Below are 20,760 nucleotides of genomic sequence, written 5' to 3' on the forward strand. Positions count from 1 at the left end.
GGCACCCGGTCTTTATCGGACGATCAATCCTAGCACGGCTCGCGTGCGATTCATCACCCTGCGACGAGATGCCGGAAGGTCAGGGGGCCGATTCTTCGCGTCCCTCAGTGGACCCCCAGATGCTCCTCCAGCCGCGCCGGATCGGCCTGGAAGGCCGAAGCCGGGGCCTTGTCCACCACCCGCCCGGTGCTGATCACCACCACCTCGTCGGCGAGCTTCAGCGCGAAGGCCATGTGCTGCTCCACCAGGATCACCGACAGCCCGGCGGCGCGCAGCCGGCCGACGATGCCGCCCACCTCGGCGACGATCTGCGGGGCGAGGCCCTCTGTCGGCTCGTCCATCAGCAGCACGCGCGGCGCGGTCACCAGCGCCCGGCCGATGGCCAGCATCTGCTGCTCGCCGCCGGACATGAGCCCGGCCGGATGCCGCCGCCGCTCCCTAAGACGGGGGAAGAGGCCGTAGATGTCCTCGTCCGTCCACGCCACCCGCCCGTCCGGCGGCCGGGGGCAGCGGGCGACGGCGAGGTTCTCCTCCACGCTGAGGCTGCGGAAGATGCGCCGCCCCTGCGGCACCAGCGCGAGGCCCGCCCGACAGATGGCCTCCGGGGAGAAGCCGGAGATATCCCGTCCATTGAGCAGGATCCGCCCGGTGCGGGTGGTAAGCAGGCCGGCGAGGGCGTTCATGCAGGTGGTCTTGCCCGCGCCGTTGCGTCCGAGCAAAGCGAGGATGCGCCCGGGTGCCACCTCCAGCGAGACGTCGTGCAGGATGTGGCTGTCGCCGTAAAAGGCGTTGAGGGCCGAGAGCGAGAGCGCGGCGTCACTGGGCAAGATAGGCCTCCCTGGTCCTCGGGTCCGCGATCACCTCCTCGCGCGTGCCGTCCACGATCAGGCGGCCATAGTGCAGGAGGGCGATCTTCTCGGCGAAGGCGAGCGCGACATCCATGTCGTGCTCGATCATCAGGATGGTGAGGTCGCGCGGCAGCTCGGCGAGAAGGGCGCTCACCGTCCCGCGCTCCTCCTTCGACAGGCCGGCGAGCGGCTCGTCCAGCAACAGGATGCGAGGGGCCTGCGCCAGTGCCATGGCGATCTCCAGCCGGCGCTTTTCGCCGTAGGAAGTCTCCGACACGGGCCGATCGGCCAGCGTGTCGAGCCGCACCCGCGCCAGAACATCGAGCGCCTCGCGCCGCAAGACGGGGTCCTTCGCCACCGCGCCATAGGGCTTCCAGCGCTGCGGGCGTCCACCCAGCAGGGCCATGATGACGTTGCCGATCACGCTCTCGCGCGAGAACAACGTGAGGATCTGGAACGTGCGGCCGATGCCGCGCGCCGCGCGCCGGAAAGTGGGCAGGTCCGACACGTCCTCGTCGGCGAGGCGGATCTGCCCGGCGGTGGGCCTGAGATCGCCGGCGATCAGGTTGAACAGCGTGGTCTTCCCCGCGCCGTTCGGGCCAAGCAGGAGGCGCCGCTCGCCCGGCTCGACGGTGAAGTTCACGCCCTGTATGACGTGCAGGCCGCCGAAGCTCTTGTGCAGATCGTCGATCCGGAGTGCTGTCACGGGCGGGCCTCCTTGATGGGCGCGGCGGGAATGGGCGTCGGACCACGCCGCGTGGCCAGGCGGCTGCCAAAGGTCCGCATCAGCCGCCGCGCGCCGGGCAGGAGGCCTTCGGGAACCACCACAATGATGAAGAGGAAGATGAGGCCGAGCAGCGTCGGCCAGCGATCAGTATAGGCGCTGGCGACATTCTTCAGCAGCACCACCAGCGCCGCGCCCACGATGGGGCCGAAGGTGGTGCCGAGCCCACCGGCGATCACCATCAGCACCGCTTCCGATGAGACCGTCAGCGAGAGCGTGTGCGGGCTGATGAAGCGGAACAGCAGCATGTAGAGCACGCCGGCGATGCCCGCGATCCCGGCGGAGAGCACATAGGCCGCATAGCGGATGCGCCACACGTCGTAGCCCAGCGTGCTCATCCGCCGGGGTTGGTCGCGCACGCCCTGCATGGAGGCGCCGAGCGGCGAGCCGGCGAGGATGGTGACGAGCGCGAGGCAGCCCGCCGTCACCGCGAGGCACAGGTAGTAAAGCCCCGTGCCGCTGGCCAGCAGCCCCTGGAAGCGGGGCATGGAGATGCCGTTCTCGCCATTGGTGAGATCCACATAGCGGAAGGCGATGCCCCACACGATCTGGCCCAGCGCGAGCGTGATCATGAGAAAGCTCAGGCCTGAGGTGCGCAGCGCCACGAGGCCGAACAGTGCGCCCGCCGCCACCGACAGCGCCACCGCCGCCGGGATCGCCGCCCAGAGCGGCCAGCCGGTGCTGGTCGTCAGCAGCGCGAAGGCATAGCCGGCGATGCCGAGGAAGGCGGCGTGGCCCAGGGAGACCATGCCGCAATAGCCCGCGATGAGGTTCACGCTCACCGCGAACAGGCCGTAGACCAGAACCTGCGTGGCGATGGACAGATAGAACGGCCCTGGCAGCACGAGGGGAACCGCCGCCGCGCAGATGAGGAGGATACCGAGGGTCTTGAGGCCAGGGTTTTTCATGCGGCTTGCCTCCCGAAGAAGCCCTGGGGCCGCACGGCGAGCACCACCACCATGGGCAGGAACAGAATGACGTAGGCGAGATCGGGCAGAAGCATCTGCCCGAAAGTGTAGACGAGGCCGATGACGAGGCTGCCCGCCAGCGCACCGGTGAGCGAGCCGATGCCGCCAAGGATGACCACGAGGAGCGCCAGCGGCAGCATTTCGGAATCAAGGCCCGGATAGACCGACATGATGGGCGCCGCGAGCGCCCCGCCGATGCCGGCGAGCCCGGCGCCGAGGCAGAAGACGGTGGTGAACAGGCGCGAGACGGGAATGCCCATGGCCCGCGCCATCTCCCGGTCATCCACCGCCGCGCGGATGCGGGCGCCCAGCGTGGTGCGCTCCACCAGTGCCCAGATGCCGACGAATGCCACCAGCGCCAACGCCACCAGAGCCAGCCGGTAGGCGGGGAAGACGATGCCGCCGAACCCGACCGCGCCGCGCAGCGCCTCCGGCGCTGGCTGGGCGATGGGGTCGCCCGACCACACGAGGAGACACTGGTCGGCGATGATGAAGGCGAGGCCGAGCGTGCCCAGCACCTGCGCCAGCTCGCGCCCTGCCAGCCGGCGGATGAGCGTGCGCTCGAGGATGCCGCCGAACACGGCGCATGCCGCCCCGGCCACCAGCACCGCCCCCGCGAAGCCCAGCCCCACCGCGGAGGTGGCGATATAGCCTCCCAGCATGAACAGGGCGCCGTGGGCGAGGTTCGCGACCCGCATGAGGCCGAAGATCAGGGAAAACCCGACCGCCAGCAGGAACAGGATCGCGCCGAACGCGAAGCTGTTCAGGAAACCGTTGATCCAGAACATGGAGGCCATCTCCAGGGGCCGCCGCGGGGGCGGGCGGTTTCAGTTCAGCCGTTGGGTGGGGGCGCTCATGTCGAACCAGTCGAATGGCTGGTCGCCCACGTTGACCATCACCGCCTTCACGTCGAAATAGGCGTCGAACGCCTCCTTCCCGAACTCGCGGCCGATGCCCGAGAGCTTGAAGCCGCCCCAGGGCGAGGCGGCGTCCACGCGGTGGTGGTCGTTGATCCAGACGATGCCGGCCTCGATGCGGTCGGCCACGCGATGGGCGCGGGCGATGTCGCGGGTGCGGACGGCGGCGGCGAGGCCGTAGGGGCTGTCGTTGGCGATGCGCACGGCATCGTCCTCGGTGTCGAACGGTGTCACCACCGTGAACGGGCCGAACACCTCTTCCTGGAAGATGCGCATGCGCGGGTCCACGTCGGCGAAAACGGTGGGCTCCACATAGAAGCCGTGGCTGTTGGCTAGGGCCGGCGGCACGCGCCCGCCCGCCACCAGCCGCGCGCCCTCCTCGATGCCGATGCGGGCGAATTCCAGCACACGTGCGCGCTGCCGCTCGGAGATCACCGGCCCCATCTGGGTTGCGGCGTCAAAGGGGTCGCCGACGGCGATGGCCTTCGCCTTGGCCGCGAGCTTCTCGACAAACGCATCGTAGATGGAGCGCTGCACGATGTGCCGTGCGGCGCAGACGCAGGTCTGCCCGGCGCCGACGAAGGCGCCGAAGGCGGCATAGTTCACCGCCTGGTCGAGGTCGAAATCGTCGAACACCACCACCGGCGTCTTGCCGCCCAGCTCCAGCGTCTGGCGCGCGAAATTGCTGGCGGCGGCCGCGCCCGCCCGGCGTCCGGCTTCCGTGCCGCCGGTGAGCACCAGCTTGCGGATGCCGGAATGCTCCGACAGCGCCCGCCCGGTGACGGCGCCGGGGCCGGTCACCACGTTGAACACGCCCGGCGGCAGGCCGGCTTCCGAGAAGATCTCGGCGAGGCGTAGCGTCGTCAGAGGCGTGTATTCGGACGGCTTCACCACAGTGGTGCAGCCCGACGCGAAGGTGGGGGCGAGGTTGCGGCAGGCAATGAGCAGAGGATGGTTGAAGGGCGTGACATTGGCCACCACCCCCACCGGCAGGCGGCGGGCATAGGTGAGATAATCGCCCTCCACCGGGATCACATCGTCGCGCCGCGCCATGGCGAGGCCGGCATTGTAGCGGAACAGGTCCGGCACGCGGGCAAGCTGGGCGCGCGTCTCGCGCACGGGCCGGCCGTTGTTCAGCGTCTCCAGCTCGAACAGCTCGTCGAGATGGGCCTCCATCACGTCGGCGAGCTTGTTCACCAGCCGAGCCCGGGTGCGCACGGACATTCCGCGCCACTCCTTGGAGCGGAACGCGGCATCGGCGCTGGCGACCGCGCGGTCCACATCCTCCGCGCTCGCCTCGATGACCTGCGCGATGGTGGTGCCGTCGCGCGGGGCAGTGATGTTCATGAGCGCGCGCGGGCCGGGATCGACGCTGCGGCCGTCGATGAACAGGCCCTTGACGAGGTCGTGACGGGGCGTTCCGGCCGAAGCCGGTTCCAGGGTGAGTGCCATGAGTGTCTCCGTTGGGTCGGGATGCGGCGGTCAGCCGCCGGTCAGTGCCCAGGCGTTGAGGCCGGCGATGCGGGCGCGCGCATCGCCGGAGAGGCCGGGCACGGCATCGAGTGTGTCCAGCGCGGTCTCGTCCGCCATGTCGAAGGGAATATCGGTGCCGAGCAGCACATGCTCCGGCCCGACGAGATCGATGAGATAGGCGAGCGCCCCGGCATCATGGGTGATGGTGTCGAAATAGAAGCGCCGGAACAGCTCCTTGGGCGAGGTCGCGATGGTCTGCGCCTCGCGCCGCACCTTCCAGCCGTGGACGAGGCGGCCGATCTGGTAGGGCAGGAAGCCGCCGCCGTGGGAGAGCGCGACCTTCAGGTCGGGAAGCTCCTCCATCACTCCGCCGAAAATCAGGTCCGCCGCCATGATGGCGGTGTCGAGCGGATTTCCGGCAAGGTTCGTGAGATAGTATTTCTCGAAACCCGCCTTGGCTCCGAAGTAATAGGGATGGGTGAGGATGAGCACGCCGAGCTCCGCCGCGCGCCGCAGCACGGGCCTGAACTTCGGCTCGGAGAGCGCGGCGCCGTCGATGTGGCAGCCGATCATTACCGATCGCATGCCGAGGTCGGAGACGATGCGCTCGATCTCGGCGACTGCGGCGTCTGGCGACTGCATGGGCAGGGTGCCCATGGGCCTAAGCCGCTGCGGCGCCGCCGCGGCGAAGGCGGCGATCTCGTCGTTGAGGCGCCGCACGAACTCCGCCTCCGCCTGCGGTGGAGCGCGGTAGAAGAACAGGGTGGGCGAGGGCGAGATGATCGCGGCATCAAGGCCGCGACGGTTCAGCGCCTCGATCTTGCGTTCGGGGGTGAGAAACTCCTCGAACAGGGGATAGGCGAAGCCTTCGCGGTGGGCGAGGCGCGCTGCGCCCTCCGCCCGGTCGACCCGGACGCCGAACAGATCCTCGCGGCTTTCGAGGTGCCGGATGATGGCCTCCGGCATGACGTGGTTATGGGCGTCGACGATCATGGAACCGTGCTCGCAAGGGTGTGGGCAGGGGGGCGCGGGGCGGCGCGCGCTCAGAGCCGGGTGGGCTCGCTGCGCGAGTAGACCGGCGCGGCGAGGAAGGCTTCCGGCTTGTAGGTCCAGAACTGCGAGACGTTCTCGTAGGTCTTGATGACCGTATTCATCAGCCGTCCGTCGCGACGTTCCGTCTTGCGGATGTAGATATTCTCGATGGGATTGCCGTAGCTGTCGAGCCGCCACGGCCCGCGCGGATCGTCCTTGATATCCACCTTGCGCAGGGCATTCATAAACGCCTGCTTGTCCTCGATCTTCCCGTCCACCGCCTTCAGCGCGGCCTCCAGCGCGAGGCCGGCCGAGTATGCGCCTTCGGAATAGAAGCCGGGATCGACGCCCGTCTGCTTGCGCAGCGCGTCGACGAAGCGCGCGTTGGCTTCGCCGGGCAGAGCGGCGGAATACCAGCCGGCGGAGATGATGCCGATGGCCTCATCACCCATGCTGTGCAGCACGCCCTCATCCACCGTGGTCATGGAGCCGATGAGCGGGATTTTTCCCTTCAGGCCATATTCCGAATACTGCCGCAGGAAGCGCAGGCCGTTCGCCCCGGCGAAGGCGGCGAAAACGGCATCGGGCTCACCGATCTGCGAAATGTAGGAGCCGTAGTCCGCCACATTCAGCGGCGCCCACAATTTCTTCACGAGGGTGCCGCCGGCCGCCTCGAACGTCCTCTGGAAACCTGAGGTCTGCTCCTGGCCGAAGGCGAAATCATCGGCGATGGCGACGATCTTCTTGTACTTCAGCTCCCGGGCCACATAGTCGCCAAGCGGATGGCACGGCTGAGCGGAGGTGGAGGAGGTGCGCACGAACCAGGGGTTCAGGCGGCGCTGGGTGAGATCTTCCGCAGCAGCCGAGCAGCACAGGAAGGGAATCTCCGCCTCCTGCAAGTAATCGTTGATCGCCAGCGCTTCGAAGGCCGCGACCGGCCCCACCACCACCTGCACGCCCGAGCGCTGCACCAGCTCCTGCGCTCGCGTCTTGGCAAGCGCCGGCTGGCCGCCCGTATCGGCCACGATGAATTCCACCGGCCGCCCGGCGACGCGGTCTCCACGCTCCCGCAGGAACAGGCGGAAGCCGTCCTCCATCTGCCGGCCGCCGGCGGCCAGGGCGCCGGATTTGATCGTGAGCATGCCGATGCGGATGGGCTGTTGCTGGGCCATCGCGGGCAGCGCGCCATAGGAGACGGCAGCAGCCGTCGCTCCCAGGAATCCTCTCCTTGAGATCATGTAATCCTCCCGGACGATTTTTATTTATCGTTCGATCACTATTCGCATGGGAGGTGATCTGCGTCAAGGCGGTTCGCGGCGGGATGTGACGCGTCGGCGCCGTGGCGCCGCGTGGAGCGTCCTCCGCAGGCGGCGCGGTGGAACGTGCAAGTGATTTCAACGAATGAGGAAATCGGCGATCAGCAGCGCCAGCAGAACAGCCGCCGCGAGCAGCAGACAGGCGACGAGGCCGAGCGGCGCGATCAGGAGCGCCCCGCCGGCCGCGCCGGCGACGAAGGCCATCCAGCCCACAAAAAGGGTCGCCGTGCCGGACGGATCCGGCTCTCGCGAACGCAACCGGGCGATGGATTGGCCGAGGTGCACCAGCGCGCCGCTGACGAAGCCCTTGCCGACTGAAGTCTTGCCCGACATCTGGTGCAGCACGTTCTGCAGGCCCATGGCCATCGCGACCGGCAGAAGGCAGAGCGTGGAGTGCGTGACGCTGGACGCGGCGGCGGCGATGAGGAGAAGGCCGGCTTCGATGCCCAGTGCGAGCGGCAGGAGGCGCGGGCCCGCGTGATCCTGAAGCCGTGTCCCGGCCGCCGCGCCAAAGACGAATGCCGCGACGACCCCGCTGATGGCCGCGATATCAGAAACGCGCAATGTCGCGAGAGACATTCCAAGATGAATGCTGTTCCCGCTCATGAAAGAAACGTAGAGATGGCTGAATGTCACATAGGCGACAACGTCGAGAAATCCGGCGATAGCCGTGAGGGCCGCCCCGAAAGCCGCCGGATGGGCGAGATCGAGCGGCACGGCAGCGGCCATTGCGGACGTCGGCAGCGCAGGAGTCGCCGGAAACGGCCTGACTGACGGGGATGGCGGATGAGCAGGAAGCGTCATTGCGTCCTCGCGGATTTATTCGGACGGGTGGCCGAAGATCTGGTGGGATCGAGCCGTTACTGCCGCCCGTCTGTGCACGGCGGCCCCAAGGCACGGGGCGGCCGGCGGTCCGAAGACCGCCGGTCATCCTTTCGGGTCACGGAAGGAGGGGGTGGTGGCCGGTGGGAATCTTGCGGATGTCCTCGGCCGTGAGGTGGGTGTGGTCCATCACCACCTGCTCCGGCAGCGCGCGCAGCCATCGGTTCAGCGAGATGTCGCGGAACTCCGGGGCCACGAACAGTTCCAGGAACACGAGATCCTCGTCACCCGTATTCTCGATGTAATGGCCGGCCATGTTCTGGACAAAGCCCACGTCGTTGGAGCTGAAATCCATCGTGCGGGCGGCCTCCTGTCCGGGGAACACCGTCATGCGGCCGCGCCCCTTGATCCAGTATTGCCATTCGCTGCCGTTGGGGTGCCAGTGCAGCTCGCGCATGCAGCCCGGTTTCACAGTGACGATGGCGGATGCGATCTTCTGCGAGGCCGGGAAGTTGCGGGAATCGATCACCTTCACGGTGCCCGAAGCGCTCTCCCGCGTGGGCGTCATGGTGCTCGCCTTGAAGGTGTAGGACACCTTCGGCGTTTCGGCGTGGCGCGCCACTTCGGCAATGTCCTGCGCGAGCGTGTTGGTCGGTTCCTTGGCGGAGAAGATATAGAGGGGCTCGCCCTTGGGCAGGCGGGCGATCGCCTCGGCATCAAGGCCGAAGTTTTTCTGCAGTATCTCCGGCGGAGTGTGCTTGAGCCAGTCGGACAGAAGCAGGGTGCTTTCTTCGGAAAAATCACCCTGGTTGAAGACGAGCAGGAATTCGCAGCCGTCGTCGCCCAGCGCCTGGATCGAATGCGGCGCGCCGGCAGGGAAGAGCCAGAGGTCGCCTTCGCCCACGTCGTCCACGAACATGGCGCCGTCCGGCGTGAACACCGTCACGCGCGCCCGGCCGGAGAGCATGATCGCCCACTCGTCCGCGAGGTGCCAGTGAAGCTCGCGGAAGCTGCCACGGGTCAGCCGCATGTTGACGCCCGCGATGTCCTTGGAGACCGGAAGCTCGCGGGAAGTGACCTGATGGGTCCAGCCGCCGTCCTGGATGCGGCGATGGGTGAGATCGAAGGAGTACCAGAAGGGCTCGACCACGCCATGATCGGTGGGCGGGGGCGTATCCGAATTGGGGTTGATCGCCATCAGGGCGTGGTTCTTCGGCCCGGGATTGCTCGCCGAGACATTGCGCTCGGCAGTGGCGGTTTCCTGGGCGAGGGCACTGTAGAACCCGGTGGGCGAGTTGTCGGACGCGGTCATGACTGCTCCTTTATGGTTTGCCTGAGAAAAACGCGCGGCGTTGCTTCGCACCTCGAAGCGTGCCGTCGAATGTCGCTGTAGACTGTCGTCTGATGCGCTGAGTTCGCCATAAGACGTGGGGAAGTTGCGGTGCGGACTTGGTATGGCGAGGTGATATGCTGGTATGGGAGCCCGCCACCGGGATCTTCACGCACCGACGCTTCGCGAGACTGTGGCGACGGCGCCCGGAAGCATGAAGCCCAGTGCCACCGCGGTCAGGCCGAGCGTCACCGATAGGCCCACATTGAGCGCCGCGCGCCCGGGCTCGCCTGCCTGGAGCAGGTCGAGCGTCTGGAGGCTGAAGGACGAGAACGTGGTGAAGCCGCCGCATAGGCCGGCCAGCAGGAACTGGCGGACTTCGATCGGCGCGGACGACCCGGCGCCCTGGAAGGTCGCCGCGAGTGCGCCGATGATGAATGAGCCGGCGATGTTGATGAGAATGGTCCCCCACGGCAGGGCGCTGCCGAACAGGAGGGTGAACCAGCGGTTCAACCCGAAGCGCAGGATGGACCCGATCGCGCCGCCAAGTGCAACGTAAGTATAAAGACGCATCGTCCACCTCGCCGGGAAGCTGATCTGCGCGTTGCCGGCGCGATCGATGTGGAAAGCATTCCACGGGCGGGCGAAGGCGGACATTCTACATCCGTGTCCGGCGCCTGAACCATCGACTGGTGGGACAACCCAAGTGTATGCGTACTGGGGCGGACTATGAGGTCGCGTGGGAGAGGGCCTGGCTGGCGACGCTGAGCACGTGAGCGAGGATCGGAGGGTGGTGCTGGGCGCGGGAGATGGCCGTCAAATCCTGGGCGGCGTTCGGACCCGCCCGTCAGCTTCGTAAGCGGTTCCAACCTGCACACGAATGCCGTCTTATCCAACATTCGACCGGGGATGAGATGGGCGGCTTGGCGCCCTTGGCTCCCACAGGTCTCTGCTCCCACGGTTCTCTTGCGTTCTACGAGGTCGGAAGGCTCCCGCGCGGTAGGCGCGGGAGCCTGTGGGCCTTTTGGGCCTTCAGCCGGGCAGCTGGAAGTAGAAGTGCCCGAACAGCACCACCGCCGCACCGGCCGCCAAGGTGAGATAGGGCAGGAGGCCCGCCCGCCGGGCGCCGAGGTCCTGTCCCTTCAGGTCGAGATCGACCAGCATGTGGTCGGGGAAGCGCCCCTTGTCCTGCACATAGTGTCGGAAGAGGAAGACCGGAATGATCACCAGGGCGAAGGCGAGCCCGTACCAGAGCGCGTTGGGATTGCCCCACACCTTGGCGCCCGCCCCCATGAGCAGCAGGTTGAAGAAGCCGAGCAGCGCATTGAAGGCCACCAGCCAGTTGGGCGCCCGGTAGGGGCGGGGAATGTCCGGGCTGTCGATGCGATGAATCCAGGTGGCCTGCAGGTTCAGGAAGATGAACAGCATGTAGCCGACGTTGGAAATGGACAGGATGAGGTAATACGCGGTCGCATCCGACGCCGCGAAGGTGAGCAGGCCCAGGTTGAAGACGAGGTCGGTCCACATGGCGCGGGTCGGGGCGCCATGCGCGTTGGTGTGGGCGAGGAACTTGGGCAGCCAGCCGTCGACGCCGCCCTGGTAAAGGGTGCGGGAGGAGCCGGCCATGGCCATCATGATGGCGAGGATCAGCGCCAGGATCATCATCATCTCCAGCAGGTGGGTGATGATGGGCGAGCCGGAGCCGACCATGTTGCCCATGGCGGCGGCAACGCCGGTGCCGTCCACGATGTCGGGGGCGGTCATGCCGTCGAGCCCGAGATAGCCCTGGAACGTGGCGGCCACCAACGCGTAGAGCACCACGCACAGCAGGCCGGCGGAGATGATGGATTTCTTGGTGTCGCTGCCGGGGTTCTTGAACTCCCGCGTGTAGCAGACCGCGGTTTCGAAGGCGTAGGTGGACCAGCCGGCGATGAAGAGGGCGCCGAAGAATTGCGTCCAGCCACCGTTGCTCCAGCTGCCGGCGGGCGGCAGCAAAGGCGAAAAGTTCGCGGCGTGGACCGAGCCGTTGAGGAAGGGCACCACGCCCACGATCAGCATGGGCACCACCACCAGGAGCCCGATCCACATCTGCACCCGCGCGGTGCCCAGAATGCCGCGATGCTGGATGGCGAAGGCCACCAGCATGAGTACCGCGCCGATGAAGAAGGTGGCGCCGATCTCGATATTGGCGAGGCCGAAGAAGGAGAAGCTGACCAGCTTGAACGCGCGCAGCGCCGGGGTGCCGGCCTCGGTGAGGGCGGCGATGGCCACCTTGGCGGCCTCCTCTGCGCTCTTGCCGTCAATGGCCGCCGCATGCGCCGCCATCTTCAGCCAGGCGATCACCTCGGGCGATTCGGACGTGAAGACGGGAAGGGGCGCGACCGCGTTCAGGATATAGCCGGCCGCCACCGCGCAGCCCAGCGAGAGCACCGGCGACCAGGCATACCAGTTGCACCACACCGACAGGGGGGCCGTGAGCTTGGAATAGCGCAGCCACGCCGCCGCCCCGTAGACGGCCGCGCCGCCCGACTTGTTGGCGAACAGGCCGGCAATCTCCGCATAGCTATAGGCCTGGACAAAGCCCATCAGCACGGAGAGCGCCCAGACCAGGAAGGCGAGCTTGCCCGCCGTGGCGCCCATGCCGCCAATGGAGATAAGCACCAGGGCCGGAACGCCGCTGGCGATCCAGAACGCCCCTTTCCAGTCGATGGCCCGATGCAGGCCAGTCGCGTCCTCGACGGAGGCGTGGCCGCTCCGCTCGGCATTGGACACAAGTGTCATGACTAATCCCCGTTGGAAGGTTCGGCTACGTTGGAGCCGTCTGTGATTGCATTATATGCAATTATATTTCATGCATTTGATGCATAATTTTTGCAGCCTGACAACAGGCAAATTCAGCATTCGCAAGTTCTTTCCTTAGCGGAAGGTCTTACAAATGGACCGTCACGCGGCTATGCTTTCCCCTTGACGTAACGGCCTTGGGAGTTTGGTGATGGCCATGAAGGCGAAGGCGCCGGCGCGCGCATCCGCGCAGGCCGGATCGACGGAAAAGGTCCCAGCGTTGCCAGCGGCCGGTGAGGCGACGAAGTCCGCGACGAAGGCGAAATCCCCCGGCCGCGCCAGATCCGCCGAGGCTGCCCTCGGCCCTTCCGAGCAGTCCGCCGCCCGCGTGCCGCTGGAAAAGCGCATCGGCAACGTGCTGCGCAACCGCCGCGCATCCGCCAATCTGACGCTGGCGGAAGTGAGCGCGGGCGCCGGCATCTCCAGCGCCATGCTCAGCCGCATCGAGAACGGCGCGGCCGCCGCCAGCCTCGATTCCCTGGAACGGGTGTGCGAGGCGCTGGGCATCGGCATGGCCGAGCTGTTTCAGGAGACCGACCAGCAGAACGGCATGGCCCAGCTCATCAAGCGAGCGGACCAGATGGAAGTGGTCCGGGTGGGCACCAAGCACGGCCACACCTACAGGCTGCTCTCCTATGACCGGGGGCCGCGCAAGATCTTTGAACCCTTCTTCATCGAGATGGACAAGAAGAGCCTGTCCTGGCCGCGCTTCTCCCATCCCGGAACGGAATTCATCTACATGTTGCAGGGGCGGATGGAGTACCGCTTCGGTGAGCGGACCTATATCCTGGAGCCGGGCGACGCCTTCACCTTCTCCGGCAATGTGGTTCATGGCCCCGAGCGGCTGCTGGATGAGCGGGCGAAGTTCCTGTCCATCATCATCTACAATGAATGAACCTCAAGGCGGATCGCGCGGCGGCCCGGCGGGTGCCGCGCGATCCGGGGTGCTCAGAACCGCTGCCCGGGAATCCACTCGGTGCCGGCGAGCGGCACGCGGGCCATGGCGGCAGCCTCGATGGTGAGGGCGACGAGGTCCTCCGGCTCCAGATTGTGCAGGTGGTTCTTGCCGCAGGCGCGCGCCAGCGTCTGCGCCTCCAGCGTCATCACCTTCAGGTAGTTGGCAAGGCGGCGCCCCGCCTTCACCGGATCGAGGCGCGCCGCCAGTTCCGGCGTCTGGGTGGTGATGCCGGCGGGATCCTTGCCCTCGTGCCAGTCGTCATAGGCCCCGGCGGTGGTGCCGAGCCGTTCGTATTCGGCTTCCCACTGGGGATCATTGTCGCCCAGCGCCGTCAACGCCGCCGGGCCGATGGCCACCGCGTCCGCCCCGAGCGCCAGGGCTTTTGCCACGTCCGCACCATTGCGAATGCCGCCGGAGACGATGAGCTGCACCTTGCGGTGCATCCCGAGGTCCTGGAGCGCCTGAACGGCGGGGCGGATGGCCGAGAGCAGGGGGATGCCCACATGCTCGATGAACACTTCCTGGGTGGCCGCGGTGCCGCCCTGCATGCCGTCCAGCACCACCACGTCAGCACCGGACTTCACCGCCAGTGCCGTGTCGTAATAGGGCCGCGAGGCGCCCACCTTCAGGTAGATGGGCTTCTCCCAATTGGTGATCTCCCGCAATTCGTGGATCTTGATCTCCAGATCGTCGGCCCCGGTCCAGTCGGGATGGCGGCAGGCGGAGCGCTGGTCGATGCCCTTGGGCAGGTTGCGCATCTGCGCCACCCGGTCGGAGATCTTCTGGCCCAGCAGCATCCCGCCGCCGCCGGGCTTGGCGCCCTGGCCGATGACGATCTCGATCGCGTCCGCCCGCCGCAAATCGTCGGGGTTCATGCCATAGCGCGACGGCAGGTACTGGTAGACCAGGTGCCTGGACTGGCCGCGCTCCTCCGGCGTCATGCCGCCATCGCCTGTCGTGGTGGACGTGCCCGCCAGGCTCGCCCCGCGCCCCAGCGCTTCCTTCGCCTGCGCCGACAGCGAGCCGAAGCTCATGCCGGCAATGGTGATGGGGATGGATAGCTTCAGGGGCTTCTTGGCGAAGCGCGTGCCGAGCGTGACCTCGGTGCCGCATTTCTCCCGATAGCCCTCCAGCGGATAGCGCGTCATGGATGCGCCGAGCAGCAGGAGATCGTCGAAATTGGGCAGGCGGCGTTTGCTGCCGCCGCCGCGAATGTCATAGATGCCGGTGGCCGCCGCGCGGCGGATCTCGGAGAGCGCATAGTCGTCGAAAGTCGCGGACTTGCGCGGCGTGGTCGGAAGCCAGTCTCGCTCGCTCATCAGTAGGCATCCACATTGTCGATGTTGAAGTTGTAGAGCTTGCGGGCCGAGCCGTAGCGGCGGAACTCGCCCACATCCACCTTTCCGGCTTCGCCGGCGGCCTTGATGAGATCGAACAATTCCTGCCGGTGCTCGTCGCGCATCTCCTTTTCGATGCAGTCCGCTCCGAGCCCTGCCACGGGCCCGCGCACATAGAGGCGGGCCTCATAGAGGCTGTCGCCTAGCGCTTCCCCGGCCTCGCCGAACACCACGAGGCGACCGCTCTGGCCCATGAAGGCGGAGAGGTGGCCGATGCCGCCCTTCACCACGATGTCGATGCCCTTCATGGAGATGCCGCAGCGGGCGGAGGCGTTGCCCTCCACGATGAGCAGGCCGCCGCGACCGGTGGCGCCCGCCGACTGGCTGGCATCGCCCTTCACATGGATGAGGCCGCTCATCATGTTCTCGCCGACGCCCTGGCCGGCGCTGCCTTCCACCACCAGGGTGGCCTGCTTGTTCATGCCGCCGCAGAAATAGCCCACAGGGCCGGCAATGGTGACGGTGACGGGGGCATCCACCCCCGCTGCGATGGCGTGCTCGCCGGAGGGGTTCAGCACCGTCCAGTCGGTTTCGTTTGTGGTGGGGCCGAGCTGTTGCAGGGCCGCGTTCAGCTCCCGGAGGGAGGATTTCGCGAGATCGACGACAGGCATGTCAGGAATGCTCCCAGAAATAGACGGTCGCGGGCTTGGGCTCCCACACCTTGGCGCTCGCGATGTCCGGCAGGACGGTGAGGCTCTTGAACTCGGAGGCGAAGGCGACGTAGCGGTCGGTCTCGGCCATCACCGCCGGCTTGCAGGCGATGGGATCGCGCAGCACCGAGAAGCCGTTCTCCGTGCCCACTACGAAGGTGAAGAAGCCATCCAGATCCTTCAGGCTGGAGGTCAGCGCCTCGTCCAGGCTCTCGCCGTCGCGCATCTTGCGAGTGAGATAGCCGGCGGCCACCTCGCTGTCGTTTTCGGTGCGGATGCGGATGCCATCCTGGCGCAGCGCCCGGCGCAGCGAGGCGTGGTTGGAGAGCGAGCCGTTGTGGACCAGGCATTGGTCCGCGCCGGTGGAGAAGGGATGGGCGCCATTGGTGGTCACCGCCGATTCGGTGGCCATGCGGGTGTGGGAAATGCCATGGCTGCCAGCCATCCGGGAGATGGCGAAGGCGGCTGCCACATCGTCGGGATCGCCCACGTCCTTGTAGATTTCAAGCCGGTTGCCGGTGCTCATGACGCTGGCCTCCGGCGCATTCTCCGAAAGCCAGGCCTCCGCGCGGGCGACGTCCTCGGCGGGCAGCGTCACCACGGCGTGGGTATGGCGCACGGCGGCGATGCCGCCCACGCCCAGCGCCGCCAGGAGACGGGTGGCGAGGGCCTCCGCGTCTGTGCCCTCCGGGGCGGCGAAGGTGAGCTTCACGAGGCCGGGCGTGGCGTCGGCATAGATGGCGAAGCCCGCCGAATCCGGCCCGCGTCCGCGCAGGGTGGAGGTCATGCGCGCCAGGAGGCGCCCAAGGTCAGGTTGGAGCGTCGGGTCCTTGATGAACAGACCAGCTATTCCACACATGGAAGGGTTCCTGTTGCTGGAGAGGTCGAGAGAAAGATCAGAAGAAGGTGAGGTATTGCTGGGTCTCCCAGTCGGAGACGTGGCGGTGGTATTCGCCCCATTCCTCGCGCTTCAGCGTCACGAACTCGTCGATGAAGTCGGCACCGAGCGCGGAGCGGAAGAGGTCGCTCGCCTCCAGCTCCTCCACGGCCTCGCACAAGGTGCGCGGCAAGGTCTCGATGCCGCGGGCGCGCACCTCCGCCGGGGTGAGGGCGTAGAAATTCACGTTGTGCGGCGCGCCGGGATCGAGCGCGCGGTCCACCCCGTCGAGCCCGGCGGCAATGAGGGCCGCCTGGGCCAGATAAGGGTTCATGCCGGAATCCCCCACCCGGATCTCGATCCGCCCATAGGGCACGCGCACCATGGCGGTGCGGTTGTTGTCGCCATAGGCGATGAAGACCGGCGCCCAGGTCGTGCCGGAGGCCGTGCGCCCCACCACCAGGCGCTTGTAGGAGTTCACCGAGGGGGCCAGCAGCGCCGTCAGCGCCTTCGCATGGCGCAGAATGCCGGCGGTGAAGGCGTAGGCGAGGGGGGACAGCCCCAGCCCGTTGGCATCGCCAGCATCGTGGAAGACGTTCCGGCCGGAGGCGTCCGCCAGCGAGCAATGGATGTGCATGCCATTGCCGGTGAACGAGCTTTTCGGCTTCGGCATGAAGGAACAGATCGCGCCCAGTTCGTGCGCCACTTCCGCCGCTGCCATCTTGAAAAGGGTCACGGTGTCGGCCGAGGTCAGCGCGTCGGCGTAGCGGAAATTGATCTCGTACTGGCCGTTCGCGTCCTCATGGTCGATCTGGTAGACGTCGATGCCCAGCGCCTTGAGACTTTCCGTCACCCGCTCCAGGAACACCCGCACGCGGGACAGGCCGCGATAGTCATAGGCGGGTTTTCGCAAGGTATCCGTGCCGTCGAACGGCCGCACGGAGCCGTCGGCGGTGCGTTCCAGCAGCGAGAATTCCGGCTCGATGCCTGTATTGAGGGTCCAGCCCCGCTCCGCCAGCCGCGCCACCTGCGCTTTCAGCATGTTGCGGGTGTCGATGGGATGCTCGCGCCCGCCCACGATTCCAGTGCCCATCATGCGCGCATACCCGGGCGCCCAGGGCAGGAGCTTCAGGGTGTCGAGGTCGCCGCGCACGATGTACTCGGCCTCGTGCGGAGCGAGGCGCAGGCCGTTCACGCCGCCCCCGGCAAAGCCGACGCCCTCGGCCACCAGTTCGTCCAGGTGATCCACCGGCACCGCCTTGCTCTTGGCGGTTCCGTAGATGTCCACGAACTGGGCCAGCACGTAGCGCACCTTGTGCGCCTTGAGGAAGGCGCGCGCGGCCTCCAGGTCCAGCCCCGCCGGCGTGGCGAGGGCATCGGGCATAAAGCTCCATTGCTCGGTCATGAGCCGTCATTCCCTGCTTGGAAGGTCGTAAGTTTATGCGGGATCTATGCTTTTGCGGCCCGCCTGCGGGCCGTGGCGCGCTGGCACCGGCCGATGCCGCGCTCAATCTGGCTACAATGAACTTGCATGTGATGCAACATATTTGTATGAAGCATCGACCGGAGCGCTTCGGGTGCGGTCCAAGGAAGGGGAGCCATTGGCATGAGCGGGACGGGGCGGCATCCCACGCTTCTGGAGCTGTCACGCGGCCATGTGCCGGAGGGAGCGGGCCTGTCCTTCGCGCCCTATTGGTGGGAGGCCGCGCCGCGGCCGAACCTCGACGCGGTGGCGCTGCCAGAGGTGGCCGACGTGGTCATCATCGGCTCCGGCTTCACGGGCCTGTCCGCCGCTCTGACGTTGATGCGCAATGGCCGTGTGCCGCTGGTGCTGGAGCGGGAGGTGCCGGGTTTTGGCGCGTCCACGCGCAATGGCGGGCAGATCGGCAGCGGCAACCAGAAGTTCCGCGTCAGGCATCTCATCGCCTTGCGCGGCGAGGAGAAGGCGCGGGCGATGCTGCGTGAGGGCGTGGCCATGCTCGATTACATCGCGGAGCTGGTGGAGCGCGAGGCGATCGCCTGCGACTTCGTTCGCTGCGGCCGCTTCCGCGGCGCCATTCGCCCCGCCCATTACGAGGCGATGGCCCGCGATATGGAGGACCTTCGCGCGTTCGCGGGCGTGGAAAGCTACATGGTGCCGCGTGCCGAGCAGCAACAGGAAATCGGCTCGGACCTGTTCCATGGCGGCTCGGTTCTGCCGGGCGACGCGAGCCTTCATCCCGGCCGGTATCATGCGGGCCTGATGGCGCGGATCACCGCCGCCGGCGGGTCCGTCATCGGCGGGGCGGGGGTGACGGGCATCCGCGCGGAGCCCGGCGGTTTCAGCCTCGCCACCGCGCGCGGACAGGTGCGCTGCCGGGCGGTGATCGTGGCCACCAACGGCTATACAGACGGCATGCTGCCGGAGCTGGGGCGGCGCATCGTGCCGGTGGGCTCAGGGCTCATCGCCACGGGAGATATTCCGTCCGCTCTGTTCGACGCGCTGATGCCGAGGGGCCGCGTCTATGGCAACACGAACCGCGTCTTTTCCTATTTCCGCGCGGCGCCGGGCGCGCGGCGGATCGTCTGGGGGGGACGGGTCGGCCGGCTGGCCTCCGCCCGCGCGCCGGCCGCCTATGCCCATCTCGCACGGGATCTGCTCCAGACTTTTCCTGCGCTGTCCGAGGTGCCCGTGACCCATGGGTGGGACGGCCTCATCGGCTATACCTATGACGAGGTGCCCCATCTCGGGCGCACGCGGGCGGGGGTGCATTATGCCCTCGGTTATTGCGGCACCGGCGTTTCCCGCGCCACCTATTTCGGCCACAAGGTGGCCATGCAGCTTCTGGAGGCGCCGGAGGGACAGACCGCCTTCGACGACCTCGCCTTCCCCGCCTTTCCCGTCCATCCCGTGGCGAAGCGGGCCGTGTCGGTCTTCGAAACCTGGTACCGGCTGCGCGATACCTATAACTTCTAGTGGAGCGAAGATGAGCCAAAGTGTGACCAGCGCCCGCCGCAATATTTCATCGGGCGGTGCCTATGAAAGCGTGTTCGGCTATTCCCGCGCGGTGCGGGTGGGTGACGACATCCATGTGTCCGGCACCTGCGCCCCCGTGGGGCATGAGGACAGCGACGCCGAGACCCAGACCCGGGCCATCCTCGCCATTGTCGAGAAGGCGATTGCCGAGGCGGGCGGCCGCATGTCGGACGTGGTGCGCACGGTGGTCTATGTGCGCGACATGGCAGACGCGGACGGGGTCGCCCGCGGCCATCTGGAGCGCTTCGACGCCATCCGTCCCGCCAGCACCCTGGTGCAGGTCTCCTCGATGCTGCGGCCCTGGCAGAAGGTGGAAATCGAGACCTATGCCAAGGTGGTGGCATAGGGGTCGCGCGGCCCCTGAGCGGGGCACTTTCGCAAGGTTGTTCCCCGGGGAGGGGACCGCATTCGATGGCCGATCTGTGACCCCCTCCGTCAGAGGGGCCCCGTTCGGACCCGATCCCCCCTCAAACAGGGGCCTTGTTCCACGCCGATTCACAACCGTGGTCAGAACGCGGGTCTGGCAGATCTCCCTGATCCGAGGAAAACACCAGGCCACGCGATGGCGTCGCGCGACCGGGCTCCTTCCGTCCCGGGGGCTATCTATGGAGTTGCCCCGTTCGGCTGCGCGGAGATCGTTCGCGCGATGGCCCGCGCTATGCCCAGCAATGCGTCCGAATGCGCAGAAATCGCCTCGTCCAGTGACAGGGCGGTGCGAATCCAGATCATCGAGACCACCGCCTCCACCCGATCATCCACCATAACGGGTGCGGCGATGCTGGAGGTCTTCGGCCGGAACTCGCCCCCATCGCGCACTCCGATGGCGCGGCGGCGCGTCTCCTCGATCATGCGCTTCAGCCACGCCTCCTCGAGGAAGGGGCGATCCTCCGGGTCGGGGATGCGACGCAGATGATCGAGGATCATCGCCCGCTCCTCGTCCCGGCAGAAGGCGAGATAGGCGCGGCCCGCGGAGGTGCGCAGCATGGGCAGGCGATAGCCGATCATGCCCCTGTCGATGGAAAGCGGGCTGCGCGTGTGGGTGGTCTCGTGGATCACCATGGCGGCGTTCTCATACACCGTCAGGTCGAGTGGCCAGACGAGGCGCGGCCCATGCTCGCCGAACACCGGCCCTGCCGCCTGGCACACGCGGGAATGCGATGCATAGCCGTCGCCGAGGCTGGCGGAGAGGCGCGTGACACGCACCTGCGACGAGGAGGCCGAGAAGGCCACATAGCCCTCCTCCTCCAGCGTCTGCAGCAGGCGGTAGACGGTTGGGCGCGGGATGTCGAGGGCGCGGGCGATGGCGGCGGCACTGGTGCTGCCCACCGCATTGATGTGGCGCAGCACGGCGAGCCCGCGGCGCAGCGCGCGCACGCTGTCGGTGCGGTCCTGCGTCCCCGCGCCATCGTCAGCCGGTCGTTGTCCCATGGTCCGGCGGCGCTCCCCCTCGGCCGGGCGAACCGGTCTTCCCGCCATGCTACACGCGATGGGAGGGCGGTGCCCAGCCCGGCCGGCCCGGTTGGCGCCGGGC

19 protein-coding genes are annotated in these 20,760 nt (G+C 67.3%); 3 read left to right on the forward strand and 16 right to left on the reverse strand.

Going from position 1 to position 20,760, the window contains the following annotated elements:
* Window positions 1-104: 104 nt before the first annotated feature.
* The 11 genes from ACE3QW_RS03880 to ACE3QW_RS03930 form a co-directional block, all read right to left on the reverse strand.
* Window positions 105-827: an ABC transporter ATP-binding protein gene (locus ACE3QW_RS03880; RefSeq protein WP_374250512.1), complete on the reverse strand. Its 723-nt coding sequence runs from the start codon at window positions 825-827 to the stop codon at window positions 105-107.
* On the reverse strand, window positions 817-1,554 hold the full coding sequence (locus ACE3QW_RS03885) for an ABC transporter ATP-binding protein (protein ID WP_374250513.1): 738 nt from the start codon (window positions 1,552-1,554) through the stop codon (window positions 817-819). Before ACE3QW_RS03885 ends, ACE3QW_RS03880 begins: the two co-directional genes overlap by 11 nt.
* Window positions 1,551-2,540: a branched-chain amino acid ABC transporter permease gene (locus ACE3QW_RS03890; protein ID WP_374250514.1), complete on the reverse strand. Its 990-nt coding sequence runs from the start codon at window positions 2,538-2,540 to the stop codon at window positions 1,551-1,553. Before ACE3QW_RS03890 ends, ACE3QW_RS03885 begins: the two co-directional genes overlap by 4 nt.
* Window positions 2,537-3,388 (reverse strand): branched-chain amino acid ABC transporter permease, encoded by an 852-nt coding sequence (locus ACE3QW_RS03895; RefSeq protein ID WP_250166881.1) that lies wholly within the window; start codon window positions 3,386-3,388, stop codon window positions 2,537-2,539. The genes ACE3QW_RS03890 and ACE3QW_RS03895 overlap by 4 nt, the downstream gene beginning before the upstream one ends.
* A gap of 39 nt (window positions 3,389-3,427) precedes the next feature.
* Window positions 3,428-4,969: an aldehyde dehydrogenase gene (locus ACE3QW_RS03900; RefSeq protein ID WP_250166880.1), complete on the reverse strand. Its 1,542-nt coding sequence runs from the start codon at window positions 4,967-4,969 to the stop codon at window positions 3,428-3,430.
* 30 nt (window positions 4,970-4,999) lie between these two features.
* Window positions 5,000-5,983 (reverse strand): amidohydrolase family protein, encoded by a 984-nt coding sequence (locus ACE3QW_RS03905; RefSeq protein WP_374250515.1) that lies wholly within the window; start codon window positions 5,981-5,983, stop codon window positions 5,000-5,002.
* Between the two features lie 50 nt (window positions 5,984-6,033).
* Window positions 6,034-7,260 carry an ABC transporter substrate-binding protein gene (locus tag ACE3QW_RS03910; RefSeq protein ID WP_374250516.1) on the reverse strand — a complete coding sequence of 409 codons (1,227 nt, stop codon included), beginning with the start codon at window positions 7,258-7,260 and terminating at the stop codon, window positions 6,034-6,036.
* Window positions 7,261-7,416: 156 nt separating this feature from the next.
* Window positions 7,417-8,067, reverse strand: coding sequence for a DUF1275 family protein (locus ACE3QW_RS03915; protein ID WP_374250517.1), 651 nt, complete (start codon window positions 8,065-8,067; stop codon window positions 7,417-7,419).
* Between the two features lie 211 nt (window positions 8,068-8,278).
* Complete coding sequence (locus ACE3QW_RS03920; RefSeq protein ID WP_374250518.1) at window positions 8,279-9,472, reverse strand: cupin domain-containing protein; 1,194 nt, start codon at window positions 9,470-9,472, stop codon at window positions 8,279-8,281.
* Window positions 9,473-9,658: 186 nt separating this feature from the next.
* Window positions 9,659-10,147, reverse strand: coding sequence for a fluoride efflux transporter CrcB (crcB, locus tag ACE3QW_RS03925; protein WP_374250519.1), 489 nt, complete (start codon window positions 10,145-10,147; stop codon window positions 9,659-9,661).
* A gap of 375 nt (window positions 10,148-10,522) precedes the next feature.
* Complete coding sequence (locus tag ACE3QW_RS03930; protein ID WP_374250520.1) at window positions 10,523-12,271, reverse strand: APC family permease; 1,749 nt, start codon at window positions 12,269-12,271, stop codon at window positions 10,523-10,525.
* Window positions 12,272-12,482: 211 nt separating this feature from the next.
* Between ACE3QW_RS03930 and ACE3QW_RS03935 the strand changes: the two genes are divergently transcribed.
* Window positions 12,483-13,226 (forward strand): helix-turn-helix domain-containing protein, encoded by a 744-nt coding sequence (locus ACE3QW_RS03935; RefSeq protein WP_374250522.1) that lies wholly within the window; start codon window positions 12,483-12,485, stop codon window positions 13,224-13,226.
* A gap of 53 nt (window positions 13,227-13,279) precedes the next feature.
* On the opposite strand, the gene ACE3QW_RS03940 is transcribed toward ACE3QW_RS03935, so the two are convergent.
* The 4 genes from ACE3QW_RS03940 to glnT are packed head-to-tail and all read right to left on the reverse strand — an operon-like array spanning window position 13,280 to window position 17,618.
* Window positions 13,280-14,608, reverse strand: a complete 1,329-nt coding sequence (locus ACE3QW_RS03940; RefSeq protein ID WP_374250523.1) for an FMN-binding glutamate synthase family protein — start codon at window positions 14,606-14,608, stop codon at window positions 13,280-13,282.
* On the reverse strand, window positions 14,608-15,297 hold the full coding sequence (locus ACE3QW_RS03945) for a protein glxC (RefSeq protein ID WP_029557484.1): 690 nt from the start codon (window positions 15,295-15,297) through the stop codon (window positions 14,608-14,610). The genes ACE3QW_RS03940 and ACE3QW_RS03945 overlap by 1 nt, the downstream gene beginning before the upstream one ends.
* A gap of 1 nt (window position 15,298) precedes the next feature.
* A complete protein-coding gene (locus tag ACE3QW_RS03950; RefSeq protein WP_374250525.1) occupies window positions 15,299-16,195 on the reverse strand; it encodes a glutamine amidotransferase family protein in 897 nt (298 codons plus the stop codon).
* 37 nt (window positions 16,196-16,232) lie between these two features.
* Window positions 16,233-17,618 (reverse strand): type III glutamate--ammonia ligase, encoded by a 1,386-nt coding sequence (gene glnT / locus ACE3QW_RS03955; RefSeq protein ID WP_374250526.1) that lies wholly within the window; start codon window positions 17,616-17,618, stop codon window positions 16,233-16,235.
* A gap of 201 nt (window positions 17,619-17,819) precedes the next feature.
* Here glnT and ACE3QW_RS03960 point away from each other — a divergent pair, with 201 nt between their 5' ends.
* Both ACE3QW_RS03960 and ACE3QW_RS03965 read left to right on the forward strand, forming a co-directional pair.
* Window positions 17,820-19,169, forward strand: a complete 1,350-nt coding sequence (locus ACE3QW_RS03960) for an NAD(P)/FAD-dependent oxidoreductase (RefSeq protein ID WP_374250527.1) — start codon at window positions 17,820-17,822, stop codon at window positions 19,167-19,169.
* A gap of 10 nt (window positions 19,170-19,179) precedes the next feature.
* The gene (locus tag ACE3QW_RS03965) at window positions 19,180-19,575 is read left to right on the forward strand and encodes a Rid family hydrolase (protein ID WP_374250528.1); all 396 of its coding nucleotides are present in this window, start codon (window positions 19,180-19,182) and stop codon (window positions 19,573-19,575) included.
* A gap of 257 nt (window positions 19,576-19,832) precedes the next feature.
* Here ACE3QW_RS03965 and ACE3QW_RS03970 read toward each other — a convergent pair whose 3' ends face one another.
* On the reverse strand, window positions 19,833-20,657 hold the full coding sequence (locus ACE3QW_RS03970; protein WP_374250529.1) for a DNA-binding transcriptional regulator: 825 nt from the start codon (window positions 20,655-20,657) through the stop codon (window positions 19,833-19,835).
* Between the last annotated feature and the right edge of the window lie 103 nt (window positions 20,658-20,760).

The sequence above is a fragment of the Xanthobacter sp. genome, assembly GCF_041911315.1.
Classification (GTDB): Bacteria; Pseudomonadota; Alphaproteobacteria; order Rhizobiales; family Xanthobacteraceae; genus Xanthobacter; species Xanthobacter aminoxidans.

What these genes read in the sequence shown, in the direction of transcription:
- ACE3QW_RS03890 (WP_374250514.1), bottom strand. Translation starts at nt 2,540, where the DNA reads ATGAAAAACCCTGGCCTCAAGACCCTCGGTATCCTCCTCATCTGCGCG.
- ACE3QW_RS03895 (WP_250166881.1), bottom strand. Translation starts at nt 3,388, where the DNA reads ATGTTCTGGATCAACGGTTTCCTGAACAGCTTCGCGTTCGGCGCGATC.
- ACE3QW_RS03900 (WP_250166880.1), bottom strand. Translation starts at nt 4,969, where the DNA reads ATGGCACTCACCCTGGAACCGGCTTCGGCCGGAACGCCCCGTCACGAC.
- ACE3QW_RS03905 (WP_374250515.1), bottom strand. Translation starts at nt 5,983, where the DNA reads ATGATCGTCGACGCCCATAACCACGTCATGCCGGAGGCCATCATCCGG.
- ACE3QW_RS03910 (WP_374250516.1), bottom strand. Translation starts at nt 7,260, where the DNA reads ATGATCTCAAGGAGAGGATTCCTGGGAGCGACGGCTGCTGCCGTCTCC.
- ACE3QW_RS03915 (WP_374250517.1), bottom strand. Translation starts at nt 8,067, where the DNA reads ATGGCCGCTGCCGTGCCGCTCGATCTCGCCCATCCGGCGGCTTTCGGG.
- ACE3QW_RS03920 (WP_374250518.1), bottom strand. Translation starts at nt 9,472, where the DNA reads ATGACCGCGTCCGACAACTCGCCCACCGGGTTCTACAGTGCCCTCGCC.
- crcB (WP_374250519.1), bottom strand. Translation starts at nt 10,147, where the DNA reads ATGTCCGCCTTCGCCCGCCCGTGGAATGCTTTCCACATCGATCGCGCC.
- ACE3QW_RS03930 (WP_374250520.1), bottom strand. Translation starts at nt 12,271, where the DNA reads ATGACACTTGTGTCCAATGCCGAGCGGAGCGGCCACGCCTCCGTCGAG.
- ACE3QW_RS03935 (WP_374250522.1), top strand. Translation starts at nt 12,483, where the DNA reads ATGGCCATGAAGGCGAAGGCGCCGGCGCGCGCATCCGCGCAGGCCGGA.
- ACE3QW_RS03940 (WP_374250523.1), bottom strand. Translation starts at nt 14,608, where the DNA reads ATGAGCGAGCGAGACTGGCTTCCGACCACGCCGCGCAAGTCCGCGACT.
- ACE3QW_RS03945 (WP_029557484.1), bottom strand. Translation starts at nt 15,297, where the DNA reads ATGCCTGTCGTCGATCTCGCGAAATCCTCCCTCCGGGAGCTGAACGCG.
- ACE3QW_RS03950 (WP_374250525.1), bottom strand. Translation starts at nt 16,195, where the DNA reads ATGTGTGGAATAGCTGGTCTGTTCATCAAGGACCCGACGCTCCAACCT.
- glnT (WP_374250526.1), bottom strand. Translation starts at nt 17,618, where the DNA reads ATGACCGAGCAATGGAGCTTTATGCCCGATGCCCTCGCCACGCCGGCG.
- ACE3QW_RS03960 (WP_374250527.1), top strand. Translation starts at nt 17,820, where the DNA reads ATGAGCGGGACGGGGCGGCATCCCACGCTTCTGGAGCTGTCACGCGGC.
- ACE3QW_RS03965 (WP_374250528.1), top strand. Translation starts at nt 19,180, where the DNA reads ATGAGCCAAAGTGTGACCAGCGCCCGCCGCAATATTTCATCGGGCGGT.
- ACE3QW_RS03970 (WP_374250529.1), bottom strand. Translation starts at nt 20,657, where the DNA reads ATGGGACAACGACCGGCTGACGATGGCGCGGGGACGCAGGACCGCACC.